14 protein-coding genes are annotated in these 13,602 nt (G+C 39.6%); 6 read left to right on the plus strand and 8 right to left on the minus strand.

Annotation, left to right across the window (positions count from 1 at the left end; genetic code table 11):
- Positions 1-23 precede the first annotated feature (23 nt).
- Positions 24-1,178: a pyridoxal phosphate-dependent aminotransferase gene (locus HMPREF0014_RS20575; protein ID WP_006581423.1), complete on the plus strand. Its 1,155-nt coding sequence runs from the start codon at positions 24-26 to the stop codon at positions 1,176-1,178.
- A gap of 105 nt (positions 1,179-1,283) precedes the next feature.
- A complete protein-coding gene (locus tag HMPREF0014_RS20580; protein ID WP_004711422.1) occupies positions 1,284-2,651 on the plus strand; it encodes an MATE family efflux transporter in 1,368 nt (455 codons plus the stop codon).
- A gap of 56 nt (positions 2,652-2,707) precedes the next feature.
- On the opposite strand, the gene HMPREF0014_RS20585 is transcribed toward HMPREF0014_RS20580, so the two are convergent.
- Positions 2,708-3,541 carry an SDR family NAD(P)-dependent oxidoreductase gene (locus tag HMPREF0014_RS20585; protein WP_002053911.1) on the minus strand — a complete coding sequence of 278 codons (834 nt, stop codon included), beginning with the start codon at positions 3,539-3,541 and terminating at the stop codon, positions 2,708-2,710.
- Between the two features lie 196 nt (positions 3,542-3,737).
- Between HMPREF0014_RS20585 and HMPREF0014_RS20590 the strand changes: the two genes are divergently transcribed.
- From HMPREF0014_RS20590 to phoR, 3 genes are all read left to right on the plus strand, one after another.
- Positions 3,738-4,409 (plus strand): TetR/AcrR family transcriptional regulator, encoded by a 672-nt coding sequence (locus HMPREF0014_RS20590; protein WP_002053829.1) that lies wholly within the window; start codon positions 3,738-3,740, stop codon positions 4,407-4,409.
- A 255-nt stretch (positions 4,410-4,664) separates the two neighbouring features.
- Positions 4,665-5,375 carry a phosphate regulon transcriptional regulator PhoB gene (gene phoB, locus HMPREF0014_RS20595; RefSeq protein WP_000650776.1) on the plus strand — a complete coding sequence of 237 codons (711 nt, stop codon included), beginning with the start codon at positions 4,665-4,667 and terminating at the stop codon, positions 5,373-5,375.
- 9 nt (positions 5,376-5,384) lie between these two features.
- On the plus strand, positions 5,385-6,743 hold the full coding sequence (gene phoR / locus HMPREF0014_RS20600) for a phosphate regulon sensor histidine kinase PhoR (protein WP_002053999.1): 1,359 nt from the start codon (positions 5,385-5,387) through the stop codon (positions 6,741-6,743).
- Between the two features lie 67 nt (positions 6,744-6,810).
- Here phoR and HMPREF0014_RS20605 read toward each other — a convergent pair whose 3' ends face one another.
- From HMPREF0014_RS20605 to pncB, 5 genes are all read right to left on the minus strand, one after another.
- Positions 6,811-8,007, minus strand: a complete 1,197-nt coding sequence (locus tag HMPREF0014_RS20605; RefSeq protein WP_006581425.1) for an alpha/beta fold hydrolase — start codon at positions 8,005-8,007, stop codon at positions 6,811-6,813.
- A 42-nt stretch (positions 8,008-8,049) separates the two neighbouring features.
- Positions 8,050-8,469, minus strand: a complete 420-nt coding sequence (locus tag HMPREF0014_RS20610; RefSeq protein WP_004711417.1) for a hypothetical protein — start codon at positions 8,467-8,469, stop codon at positions 8,050-8,052.
- A 137-nt stretch (positions 8,470-8,606) separates the two neighbouring features.
- On the minus strand, positions 8,607-9,458 hold the full coding sequence (asd, locus tag HMPREF0014_RS20615) for an archaetidylserine decarboxylase (protein WP_004884964.1): 852 nt from the start codon (positions 9,456-9,458) through the stop codon (positions 8,607-8,609).
- Complete coding sequence (locus HMPREF0014_RS20620; protein ID WP_016805735.1) at positions 9,455-10,303, minus strand: rhodanese-like domain-containing protein; 849 nt, start codon at positions 10,301-10,303, stop codon at positions 9,455-9,457. Before HMPREF0014_RS20620 ends, asd begins: the two co-directional genes overlap by 4 nt.
- A 150-nt stretch (positions 10,304-10,453) precedes the next feature.
- Positions 10,454-11,668 carry a nicotinate phosphoribosyltransferase gene (pncB, locus tag HMPREF0014_RS20625; protein WP_020992332.1) on the minus strand — a complete coding sequence of 405 codons (1,215 nt, stop codon included), beginning with the start codon at positions 11,666-11,668 and terminating at the stop codon, positions 10,454-10,456.
- Positions 11,669-11,836: 168 nt separating this feature from the next.
- Between pncB and dtd the strand changes: the two genes are divergently transcribed.
- The gene (gene dtd, locus HMPREF0014_RS20630) at positions 11,837-12,280 is read left to right on the plus strand and encodes a D-aminoacyl-tRNA deacylase (protein WP_006581428.1); all 444 of its coding nucleotides are present in this window, start codon (positions 11,837-11,839) and stop codon (positions 12,278-12,280) included.
- Between the two features lie 40 nt (positions 12,281-12,320).
- On the opposite strand, the gene HMPREF0014_RS20635 is transcribed toward dtd, so the two are convergent.
- Both HMPREF0014_RS20635 and aciT read right to left on the minus strand, forming a co-directional pair.
- Positions 12,321-12,800, minus strand: coding sequence for a hypothetical protein (locus HMPREF0014_RS20635; protein WP_002053983.1), 480 nt, complete (start codon positions 12,798-12,800; stop codon positions 12,321-12,323).
- 253 nt (positions 12,801-13,053) lie between these two features.
- Complete coding sequence (gene aciT / locus HMPREF0014_RS20640; RefSeq protein WP_002054010.1) at positions 13,054-13,389, minus strand: ciprofloxacin tolerance protein AciT; 336 nt, start codon at positions 13,387-13,389, stop codon at positions 13,054-13,056.
- Between the last annotated feature and the right edge of the window lie 213 nt (positions 13,390-13,602).

Below are 13,602 nucleotides of genomic sequence, written 5' to 3' on the forward strand. Positions count from 1 at the left end.
AATAATTATCTTAAGAGAATAACATGCTACAGCTTCAGACAAAATTGCCCGCACAAGGGGTAACTATTTTTAGTACCATGACGGCAATGGCACAGCGCTTGGGTGCACTTAACCTTTCACAAGGTTTCCCGGACTTTCCTGCACCGCCTGCTTTGCTCGAAGCTCTAGCTCAGGCAACTTTGGCTGGACATAATCAGTACCCACCTGGTGATGGCATTCTCACGCTACGTGAACAGCTCGCTTTACAGTTTCAGCAGCGTGATCAAATTCAACTTGACCCTATCACAGAAATCACAATTACCCCTGGCGCGACCATAGCAATTTTCTGTGCCATACAAGCCTGCATCAATGCAGGTGATGAAGTCATTATTTTTGATCCGAGTTATGACAGCTATGGACCTTCTGTCGAGTTAGCAGGCGGTAAAGCTGTTCGTATTGCTCTACAAGCACCTGACTTTAAAGTGAACTGGCAACAAGTTAAAGATTTGATTAACGATAAAACCCGTATGATTGTGGTGAATACACCCCACAATCCAACTGGTACCATCTGGGAAAAACAGGACTGGTTAGAACTCATTGAACTGATTCAAGATAAAAATATTTTGGTTTTATCCGACGAAGTCTATGAGCACTTAGTTTTTGATGGTCAACAGCACTTTAGCGCATTGCATTTTCCAGAGCTTAGAGAACGTAGTTTTGTGATTGGCTCTTTTGGAAAAACCTTTCATGTGACAGGCTGGAAAACCGGTTACTGTGTTGCTGCACCTGAATTAATGCGTCTATTCCGGCAAATTTATCAATATGCAAATTTCTGTGGTACGACCCCTTGTCAGATTGCGCTTGCGCAATATATGCAGCAACATCCAGAACATATTCAGGAACTTTCACAGTTTTATCAGACTAAACGAGATCGTTTTAATCAGGCAATTCACAATAGTCGTTTTTTATTTAAACCATCTCAAGGGACTTATTTCCAAAACCTTGATTACAGTCAGATTAGACCCGACTTAAACGATGTTGAAATGTGCCAGTTTCTTGCCGAGCAACATAAAATTGTGGCTATTCCTGTTTCAGTGTTTTACCAACAAGCACCTGAGTCTTTACGCCTGATTCGTTTCTGCTTTGCTAAAAATGATGAAACATTGCAAAAAGCAGGAGAAATCTTGAATGAATGTTAATAAATTTAGAAACTTAGCATAGTAAAACACTACAAGAAATTTCAACTAAATATGCTAAGTTGAATGTCCGCCCCGCTCATCAAAGAGATGGGCGATGGAGAACACATGCCACCAAGACAGTCTTTAATACATCAGCAAAATCTATGGAAAACATTTTTTGTTTTCTTATTGCCGCTCATTGCTACCAATATCTTGCAAAATTTATCTGGCACCATTAATACCATCTTCGTTGGACAAATGATGGGTGTCGATGCAATTGCCGCAGTCTCTGTTTTTTTCCCTATTTTATTCTTGCTGCTCGCTTTTATTATCGGAATTTCGACAGGTACCACCGTTTTAGTAGGGCAAGCATGGGGTGCTCAAAATATTGAAAAAGTTCAAAGTGTGGTGGGTTCTACTCTTTTTATGACCATCATTGGTGGAATCATTACAGCGATTATTGGTGTATTTTTTGCCCATGATATTTTAGAGCTTTTAGGCACTGATCCAAAGGTAATGCATCTGTCTTTACCTTATGTGCAATGGATGCTCGCAGGTAGCCCACTTTTATTTGTTTATATTATCTATACCTCAATTTTACGAGGTGTAGGTGATAGTACTACCCCTTTACTGGCGCTGGCTTTAACCAGTGTGATTGGTTTAGTGATTACACCGATCTTACTTAAAGGTTATTTTGGTTTACCCGCTCTAGGGATTATTGCTCCAGCAATCGCAACAATTACGGGTTATGTAGCTATCTTAATTTTTCTTGCGATTTATCTAAATAAGAAAAAGCACCCACTTCGACCGAACCGCCAGCTTTTGCAGCATATCCGCCACAACCCAGAACTGAGCAAGATCATTTTACGTCTGGGTGTGCCAACTGGTATTCAAATGATTACTACCTCTATGGCGGGACTCGTGATTGTAGGTTTAGTTAACCGCTTTGGCGCTCATGCCACAGCTGCCTATGGTGCCGTCAACCAAGTACTCAATTATATTCAGTTCCCTGCTTTGTCTATCTCAATTGCAGCTTCAATTTTTGCAGCTCAAGCAATTGGTGCGGGTAAATCAGACTTACTCGCACGTGTCACCCGCACAGCTTTAGGCATGAACTTTTTATTCACAGGTGTGTTAATTGCACTTGGCTATCTATTTTCAAAATATTTGATGGCCTTATTCATTACCGACCCAACTGTGGTGGTATTAGGACAGCAGCTCTTATTTATTGTACTTTGGGCAATTTTATTTTTTGGTGCAGGTGCTATTTTTGCATCAATCATGCGAGCCAGCGGTACAGTTACCGTCCCAATGCTGTTAAATATCTCGGCTATTTTGTTAATTGAAATCCCATGCGCTTACTGGTTTAGCTCAATGTGGGGGCTTAAAGGAATCTGGATTGCTTATGCCTTGGCATTTGTGAGCCTTTGTATCGTTCAAGGCTTGTATTACCAGTTTATCTGGAAGAAAAAGAAGATCAAAGTTCTTATTTAAAACAGCTTAAGCCTTATAAAAAAAGCCATCAATTGATGGCTTTTTTAATTTAAATCTTATTTCATCCATTTGGTTACAACGGTTGAAGCACGTTGATATCCAGTTGGGAACAAACGCTGAAGTGCATCAAGAAATTTTGCATCACTACCAATCAATAAACGGCGTTTATTTTTCAAAACGGCATCTAGAATTTGACGAGCTGCTTCTTCTGGTGGGGTACGTAGGAATTTATCAAAGTTTTGAATAGATTTAGCTGGGTCCATACCCAAACTACTCAAACTGTCATTCATTTTTGCAGCTTTAGCAATATTAGTGCGAATGCCTCCCGGATGTACACATAGCGAACTTACGCCACATTTTTCAATGTCTAACTCTTGGCGTAACGATTCGGTAAATCCACGCACCGCAAATTTGGTTGCATTATAGCCAGACTGAGTTGGCTGAGCTGTTAAACCAAATAAGCTCGAAATGTTAATAATGTGCCCATCTTGAGTTTGCTTAATGAACGGTAAAAATTCTTTGGTACCGTAAACCACGCCCCAAAAATTAATTCCAACAATCCATTCTAAATCTTCGTAGCTTGCGCCTTCTACAGTTGAACCTAAAGCGACACCAGCATTGTTAAAAATGAGATTAACAGAGCCATGATCTTGAACGGTTTCCTGTGCCCACTGTTTTACCGCTTCACGGTCAGAAACATCCAACTTTTTAGTTGTTACAGTAATATTACTGTACGGTTTTAATAGCTCAACAGTTTTCTCTAAACCCTTTTCATTAATATCACTTAATGAAAGATGGCAGCCTTGTTTCGCCAAGAGAATTGCTAATTGTTGCCCAATGCCAGAACCTGCACCCGTGATTGCAGCGACTTTGTTTTTAAAATTTTTCATTGTCCATCCTTTGTTTTTCGATTTGCACAACCGGTTCATTGCATGTGCACTTTAGACTCTTTTAATATAATTTTGACAATATTCATTGTCAATATAGTACACTGTAATTTCAGATAGATTGGCACAATTCTGCTGACGGCTTTATCATAAGCCTCATACTTGCTGAAAAACCGATAAATCAGGAAACCATTTATTTATGGCGACAAACGACTCAACCAATAAAAAGAAAACAAAAACTGCGGGTAAAGAACGCCAGTTCAAAGGATTATCTCTTTCTGAGCGTAAAGAGGCACGCCGCGAAAAACTCATTGAAGCCGGTATTGCGACTTATGGAACCCTTGGCTTTTTTTCAGTGACGGTAAAAGATGTCTGCCAAGAAGCAAAACTCACTGAACGTTATTTTTATGAATCATTTAAAAAGAGTGAGGATTTATTCCAAACTATCTTTTTAAAAATGATTGAAGAATTACAGCAAAACTTAATGCAAGCTGTGATTAAGGCCGCACCAGATCCGGAAAAAATGGTCGATGCAGGGTTAAGAGCGCTACTGACAACCTTAAAAGATGACCCTCGTTTAGCTCGTATCGTCTACGTTGATGCAGTTCTGGTTCAGGAATTACATAATCAGGCCACCATTCAGGAAACCCTTGCCCAGTTTGACCGTATGATTCAAGCGTTCGTTATGCTGACCATGCCGCAAATACAGCACAAGGAAAATGAACTCTCTTTAATTGCAACGGGCTTAAACGGATATGTGACTCAAATTGCGATTCGATGGGTCATGGGTGGCTTTGAGCAATCTCTTGAACAAGTTTTAACAGCCTGCCGTATCGTTTTCTTGTCTTTGTTGGCACAAGTTTCAAAATAATATTAAAGTTTTTTGACACTGCTTTAAGGCTAAAAACCTAGTAGGAAGCAAACTGTTAACATATTGAATGGCTTTAAGAAAATTTATGCATCCCTGTCATCATTCGGTCATGTGCTTGCCGTATTTTTGTCACAAATTATTGCTAAATTCGATTTTATAGACTTTTCTGCAATGAAATTGTCATAATTAATCTTTGTAATAAGCCTGTCATAACTACAAAACGGTTCACCGTTAAAATCTACAAGGTATTACGCTGTGAAAGATGACTATATTTTAATTGTCGATGATGAGCTTCCTATTCGTGAAATGATCCATACTTCTTTGGATATGGCAGGCTTTCAATGTTTACAGGCTGAAGATGCCAAACAGGCCCATCAAATTATCGTCGACCAACGTCCAGCACTTATCTTGCTTGATTGGATGTTACCTGGAGGCGTAAGTGGTGTGGATTTATGCCGCCGCTTAAAACGCGATGAAAACCTAGCAGAAATTCCAGTCATTATGCTGACTGCGCGCGGTGAGGAAGACCACAAAGTACAAGGTCTAGATGCCGGTGCAGACGATTATATGACTAAGCCATTTTCAACACGTGAACTGGTTTCTCGTATTAAAGCTGTTTTACGCCGTGCAAATGCGCTAAGCGGTGAAAAAACCATTGATGCCAATGGTTTAATTCTTGATCCTGTAAGCCAACGCGTGAGCTTTGGTAACAGCATTTTAGATATGGGGCCAACAGAATATCGCTTGCTTGCATTTTTTATGACCCATCCAGAACGTGCATATACACGTGCCCAGTTGCTCGATCAGGTGTGGGGCGGTAATGTATACATCGAAGACCGTACCATCGATGTACATATCCGTCGTTTGCGTAAAGTGTTAGAACCTTTTGGTGTTGACCGATTTGTTCAAACCGTACGTGGTACAGGTTATCGTTTCTCTACACGTGCAGATTTAGCCGCAGGTTAACCAAAATTTATGTATGAACCTTACCCCGTCCCTGAACAGGTACGTGAACAAAAGCTTTCCCGTTACAGTAGTTTGTGGACGTTTGCTAAACAAGATTTACGACTTTTATTATTTTTCCTGATTATTGCAGGGTTAGTCGGTTTAGGGGTTGGGTATTTCTGGAGCTGTATTTTTATCGCCTTCGTGGTGTTTTTTGCGCTCCAGTTACGTTCTTTATATTTGGTGAATGACTGGATTGCCAACAATCCTTACGATGTTCCTCCCAACCTAAGTGGTATTTGGGGGGCATTATTATTTAATGTGTATCGTGCTCAGCGTCAGGAACGAATTGTTCAGGCCGAAATGGTTGGGCTAATTGACCGTGCCCAATCTTCTTTAGTTGCCCTAGCTGAGGCAGTTGTTTTAATTGATGATCAACATCAAATCGAATGGTGGAACCCAGCCGCAGAGCGTTTACTGGGAATTAGTCCACTTGACCGTGGTCGCAACTTATTAACTATTTTGCGTCAGCCTACTTTTATTGAATATTTTAACAATATTGATCAAGCGCCCGATGGGATTAAACTCCATTCTAATCTTGATGATGACCGTTATGTACAGGTTAAGCTCACACGGTTCGGTGGAGAAAGTCGCTTACTTGTAGCTTACGACGTAACGCGTATGCACAACCTTGAGCAAATGCGTAAAGACTTCGTCGATAATATTTCGCATGAGCTTCGCACCCCCTTAACTGTACTGAGCGGCTATATCGAAACATTTACCGACCAAGAAGATATCAGCCCACGCTGGAAACGTGCATTTGACCAAATGCAATCACAAACAAAACGTATGAATGCGTTAGTGAATGATTTATTGCTGTTATCAAATTTAGAAAACAACAAAAAAATTGCAAAAAATCAGATTATTGAAATGCCGAGCTTAATGAATCAACTGTTTGATGATGCTCAGGCCTACAATGCCGATTATGGACACACACTAAATTTACATATTGATAGCCACTGTGACCTGATTGGTTCCGACATGGAAATTGCCAGCGCATTTAGTAATTTAATTACCAATGCCATTAAATACACACCCAAAGGTGGAACCATTACCATTGGCTGGCATGATGACGGTGAACATGCTTACTTTAGCGTACAAGATACCGGTATCGGGATTAACCCGAAACATTTACCGCGTCTGACCGAACGCTTTTATCGCGTAGATAGTGACCGTAGTCGCCAAACAGGTGGAACGGGTTTAGGCCTTGCGATTGTAAAACATGTACTGATGCAGCATGGTGCTTATTTAGATGTGCAATCTAAAGAAAATGAAGGGTCAACCTTTACCGCAGTTTTTCCAAAAGAAAGACTATATAACATGACCTAAAGTTGTCTTCTCACATATAAAAAGCCGACTCTTGAAAAGTCGGCTTTTTTGTCACATTTCAAACTATTTATTTAAAATTAGAGCAATAAGATTTAGTCTGATTTTTCTCTATAACATTTAAAAAGTTGGTGGCAAAAGTACTACTCTGACGCAGTGCATCGCGATGATCTCCCCCATCAATTGTTTGATAAATAGTTGGCTTTTTTGATTTGCATAGCTGTTGGTAATAAGCATATGTCCCTCTCGGGTCAACCAAATGATCTTTAGAACCTTGTACGATCATTAATGGTACGGTAGGCACCATATTTTCAATGGACTGCTGCTTCAGATAAGTCAAAAGAGGTCTTAAATCTGCATCGGCTTTAAATATACTAGAAGGAGATTTCTTCAAGTCAGATTGAAGTTCAGATAAACAGCGGCTACGTGCTTGCGTTAGCACAGTGTTCATTTCGGGACTAACTAAATTTTCAGGGACAATGCTTGGTTCTGCTGCTTGTGCGCCCAATAATACAATCGGGAAGAAAGCTGCCACGCTAGGTTCTGGGTTTGGATTAGTTTTTACATACTCTGCAATGCCTTCATATTGATAGCCACCTGGCGCAAGCGCAATCGCTCCTTTTAAATCTAGTTCAGGTGCATCTTTTTGCCCATAAGCCGCCACGGCAATAGCAGCAGCTCCGCCTTGGCTATGGCCCATCACTAGCCATTTTTTATTAAAATCTTTTGGCTTAACTGCATGTAACGCTCGTACGGCATCTACCACCGTGTGCAGTTGGCTCTTGGCATTCATATAAGGATGTGCACCTAGCGTACCTAATCCCTGATAATCGGGCGCAACGACCGCATAGCCGCGTGCAAGCCAAGAATCTAAAGCTTTGGAAGCAACTTCTTGATAAGAATGAACAGGGCCACCTACATAGTCACCAGAAGGTGCACAGGTGTCAGCAACTCCGGTCGTGCCATGCGCCCAAGCCAGTATAGGCCAGCCATTTTTTGGAGGCGTTCCTTTTGGTAATAAAATAAATGCTGAGGCAACGATAGGTTCACCATTCACACCTCGACTACGATAATTGACCAGCAAACGTTGATCTGCATGAGGAAATAAACTCGTCACATCTTGTTGTTCGATGGACAGTATAGAACCCGGTTTTTCACTCACTATTTGCTTACTCAAATCTGTCATTGGAGTAGCCATAGCAGAACCGGATGCCAAACAAATACTGCTCAATAAAAATTTTAATAAAGAATTACTTTTTTTAATCAAGGGATTACTCCTCTACTTTCTAATCATCATTTCAAATTGAACTTATAAAAAATATGCCCCTATTGCATATAACGAACCCAACAAGAGGCAAATGAAAGAACTCACATACCAAAATAGATCACTATTTCCACTAAATCTAGCCTTTAACCATGGAAATGCCAAACCACGCAAAATAAATGGAATGGCAACTAGAGAAATAATCATTTTTTCAAATGGTAAATTCATAAAACGAGTTGCTGCGCAAAAAGCGTAAAAAGAAAAAATACAAAGAATAAAACCTACAGCTATAGCCATAAAATTCGGGTACCAATGCCCTTTTTCGACCATCTGAACAATACTTTTCCCAGCCCCTAAAAACCGAAAACCATTTGCTCCCCAAAACACACAAATAAAATGAAGTAACGCGGCCACAAAAGTCAAAACCGAAGCAAAATATAGGCTAATGATAGGAGTTGGGGACATTTTATTCTCTTAGTAAGTATTTATAATGAGTTGAAAGTTCATTTACTGATAAACATTATATTTAAAAATAGAGTTAATTATAAAAATGTGAATAAAAAAAGAGAGCAAATGCTCTCTTTTTTAATATTATTTATGGGTTAAATCGTATGACCCATACGTTCGCCCATGACAACAACTGACTCGGCTTTAAAACGTTTTTCCCACTCGATTTTATCTTTTTCAAATAAAATAATAGCAGTAGAACCTAAATAAAAACGACCAAGCTCCGCACCTTTCTCTAGCTTCAACTGATGATGTTGTAATTCGATACGACCCGATGGTTTTACTTTACCTGTTGCCACAGTTTCAATACCTGCAACAATCATAGCGCCGACTAAAACAACAGCCATACGACCAAGTTCAGTATCAAACAAGCAAACCATACGCTCATTACGGGCAAATAAACCCGGTACATTTTCAGCAGTCACCTGATTTACTGAAAATAACTCACCCGGTACATATAAAGTTTCAGTTAATGTGCCTGAAAATGGCATATGAACACGGTGATAATCACGTGGAGACAAATAAACCGTTGCAAACTCGCCTTCTTGGAAAGGTTGAGCAAGTTGTGGGTCACCAATTAATTTTTCTACAGAGAAACTTTGGCCTTTTGCCTGAAAAACTTCCCCAGCAGTAATTTTACCAATTTGAGAAATTGCGCCATCTGCTGGTGAAACAATACTATCTGGGTTTTCATCAACTAGACGTACGCCATCTTTCAATGCACGAGTAAAGAAATCATTAAAAGATTTATATTTAAGTGCATTGCCTTGTTCAGCAATCGACAAGTCAATACCGTATTTGGTTTTAAATGCATGAATAACCGCAGCTTTTAATACCGGATTTTCACTTGCAGCAACTTTACCCACCACACGGCTTAACTGATGCTGAGGAACAAGATTTTGTGCCTTAATAAATAATTCTTTTTTTAAGCGAGATGTAAAACTCAAGACGGCGATTCTCCAGTAATGATAGGACTATCGAGGCGATTGCCCCATTCACTCCACGCACCATCATAGGCTTTTGCTTCCCAACCCAAAAGTCTAGCCAAAATATAGGCCAAACCAGAACGGTGATGTGACTGGCAGTATACGACTACAGGTTGTTTTAAATCGAACCCAAGTTGTTCAAGACGCTGCCGCGTGCGTTCAAGCGGATGCAATTTTAGATGATTTTGTCGATTAAGTGCAGTACTCCATTCAAAATGGAGTGCATTTGGGATGTGACCACCGCGTCGCGCTGCTAAACGAACACCGCTGTACTCATCAATCGTTCTGCAATCCCACAATTGAATGCTTTCTTGTTCAACCTGTTTACGTAATTCTTCATAGTTCACTCGGAACTGTGCAGCATGTGATAAATCAATCTGGATTAAATCATCAACTCGAGGCAGTTCTTCAACCTCAGCTGTAGTCGGTAAACCTGCCCCAAGCCATGCATGAATACCGCCATTAATTAAACTCGTACGTGTAAATCCTAAGCAATGCAAATTCCAGATTAAACGTCCTGCCCATGCTCCACCTTCATCATCGTAGACCACTACATGGTGATTTGGTGAAATATTTAATTTTTCAATGAGGGCTTGTAAACCTGCTTCATCTGGCAAAATACCAGTGGCTTCTTCATGCTGAGCGACCAACCATTTAGGCTGTAAATGAATTGCATGTGGAATATGGAGCTGCTCATAAACTGATGCACGACTCAAATCTACAATACGGATATATTCATTACCTAAATAAGGCACTAACTCTTCTGCTTCTATTAATAAATCGAGTTTAAAATCAGGGAGTGTCATCGTCATGGTTACTTTTTATACCAGCTTAATTTCATCTTAGCATAAGCTTATATCTATCAAACTCTGATTTTCTGCTACCGTTTAGCAGAAAATCAGATATAAACATTCTCAAGCGTTAAGTAGCTGCCAAACTGTCAGACTACGTTGTGATTAAACAGCTTCTTCAAGCTCTTCAATTTGGAAAACCTGACGTAAATAAGCCAAGAACGTATCGTTATCAGTCATGGTTTTGCCAGGGCTATCCGAAATTTTGGCAACCGACTGACCATTACACTCAACCAGTTTCAATACAATATTGAGCGGTGTTTGGCCCATGTCATTGGTCAAATTAGTACCAATACCGAAACTCACCTGAAAACGGTCTTTGAAATATTGATGTAGCTCCCAAGCCTTTGGCAAATTAAGGCCATCACTAAAGGTCAACATTTTAGTTTTGGTGTCAATTTTTAATTTACGGTAGTGCGCATAAGCCTTATCACCCCATTCATATGGGTCACCACTGTCATGACGTAAGCCATCAAATAGTTTGGCAAAATACAGGTCAAAATCTCTTAAGAAAGCGTCCATACCAACAACGTCGGTCAAAGCAATTCCTAAGTCTCCACGGTACTCCTGTACCCATGTTTCTAAAGCAGCTTTTTGAAAATCACGTAAACGAACATCAAGCGCCTGAAACGCCTGCAAGAATTCATGTGCCATGGTTCCAATTGGCGTGATATTTAATTCTTTAGCCAGCAAAACATTACTCGTTCCACGGAATACATTTGGCACAGTTTTATGAAATGCAGCAACTACATGTTTTTGCCATTCAAAACTATACCGACGGCGTGTACCAAAATCAGAAACTAAAAATGGAGGATCATTCGGCTGTTGAGATTTTTCGTACTGCTGAATCAATTCAAGCTTTGCTTGTAAACGTCGTTCGCCTTCCGCCCAAACTTCGTCTGTTTTAATGCGGCTAAAATATAATTCATTTACAATCGCTAAAACAAAAATCTCGAACATCATGGCCTGAACCATTGGCCCTTCAATCCGAATATCTAGTCGACCTTCATTATCAATACTGGCCTGAATAAAACGTCGTTTAAGTTGGAATAATTCTAAATAATCGACAAAGTCGCTTTTAATAAAGCGTAATTTTCTTAAATATTGTAGTTCGTCTTCTTTATATTTGAGATTACATAAATGGTCGAGTTGCTCGTTTAAGTCATCCAAAATATCCACTAATGGATAAACAGTATCTTCTAAATTTCTGCAACGAAAATGGTAGACACTATGTGTTTGCGGGAATTTATGCAAAACCACTTGTAGCATCGTAAATTTGTACAAGTCTGTATCAAGTAAAGAATGGATAATTGGAGACATAGTCAATGATTATTCGCTTGCTTCTTAGCATTAAAGCATATTTTTATAGATGAATTATGAGCTTTTATACCATTGTTGCAACTCCATGAAATTTCCTTTTAAAAATCATTTAAATTAATTTCTGCTAAACTGCATCAATTCAAATAATTGCAGAAACTCTCTCTAACAATGCGCGCTTTAATACAACGAGTTCTTGAAGCTAAAGTGGTGGTAGACGGTGAAACGACCGGTGAAATCCAGAATGGCTTATTGGTTTTTTTAGGAATTGGCCGAGACGATACTTTAGCCACAGGTCAGAAGCTTATCGATAAGATTTTGAAATATCGTATTTTTGATGATGAGCAAGGCAAAATGGGCTGGAATGTATCACAAGCAAATGGCGGAGTCCTACTTGTTTCTCAGTTCACGCTCATGGCACAAACCCAAAAAGGCTTACGTCCAGACTTTGGTCCAGCCATGCCACCGAGCGACGCAAAAGCGCTCTATGAACAGTTAGTTGAATATACCCGTTCACAGTTTGAAAATGTTCAAACAGGTATTTTTGCTGCTGATATGAAAGTACACCTCATTAATGATGGGCCAGTCACTTTCAATTTAGAAGTTGAAGCATAGATATAAAAAAACTCCCGATCGGGAGTTTTTTTATTAGGTCTTAACGACCAGTCTTTTCTTTAATAAAGGCACGTGCCTGACGTACTTTATCTTTTACTGGTTTAGGTAATTTTGGTGGAATCAATTTAGCTGCCTGATTAAACCAAACAAGTAGGCTGAAATCACCTTCCATTTTGATACTACCCTCTTGCATACCCGTCATGAATGCAGTTGGGTCGCCTTTAAGTAAGGTTTTTACACCTTGTTCACTATCTGCAAACTGCAAAATAAAGTCAGCTTTTTCAGGTGAACCAGCGACTGTATCAATATGGCCATGGTTAATAATAATTTGGCGAGCCACACCTAAATCAGTACCAATTTGAATGCGGAATGCGCGGTCATGCACTAGCTCAATAAACTTAGGACTTGTACGTGCCAACTGTTTCATACGCAGTGCCAAACCTGCTACCAATAAATCTAACGGGTCTGTACTGACATCAACAAGTGGTAACTTGACTACAGGTATAGAAGAAAGTTTCATGAACATTCACGCCTATTGTATTTTTATGAAAACCTTGGGGCAAAACTCAGCAAGGGCTCCCCATTGCCTGTTTTGTGCATCGACTGATGATATTCTAATTGGCAACGCAATCTATATATGAAACGTCAACAGACCAGCCTATCGTAGCATAACTGGCTATTTTTTAATAAATGCTTTGTATAATAAAAATCATGTTTTCGTAAATAAAAAAGGCATGCTGTGCATACCTTTTTACCGTTAGATAACAATTTAATTATCGGCTAGAACATTGCTGCTGATCATCTTCATATACTGGCGTATGTTCTATATATTGGCGATTTGCCAAAGCCTTCTGTGCCTGTTTATCCTCACGTAATAAAATAAATGTGACCATTACCATCGCTAGACTTAGTGCAGTTAAATAACTATATGTGACTGGCATTTCAAAAGTGACTTGAACTCCAAAACGGACCACTTCCAATAGCCCCCAAAAAAACATCCCTGCAAGCATAAAACCAAGCCAACGACGGTAAGGAGAAAAGAACACAGCAACAAGCGCGACAGCAATTAAGCTGAGTCCGGCGATAGCGGCAAAATTCGCTGTTACCATAGAAACCTCCGTCTTAATGAAAACGTCTAAAAACATTCGGTCTGAACACCAGACCTCATTCCAAAAACAACTTTAATTCATGATTTGTGTTGAAGCTTAGAAAGCATTATGGATGTTTTTTTTTAGAAAAAAAGACCTGTTATTTGTCGAAGCGACATACTTTGTCGCAACATTCTTTTGTCATTACATTTTTGCAAATTTAAAAAAGTTCTA

Source organism: Acinetobacter sp. RUH 2624 (assembly GCF_000162375.2).
GTDB lineage: Bacteria > Pseudomonadota > Gammaproteobacteria > Pseudomonadales > Moraxellaceae > Acinetobacter > Acinetobacter nosocomialis.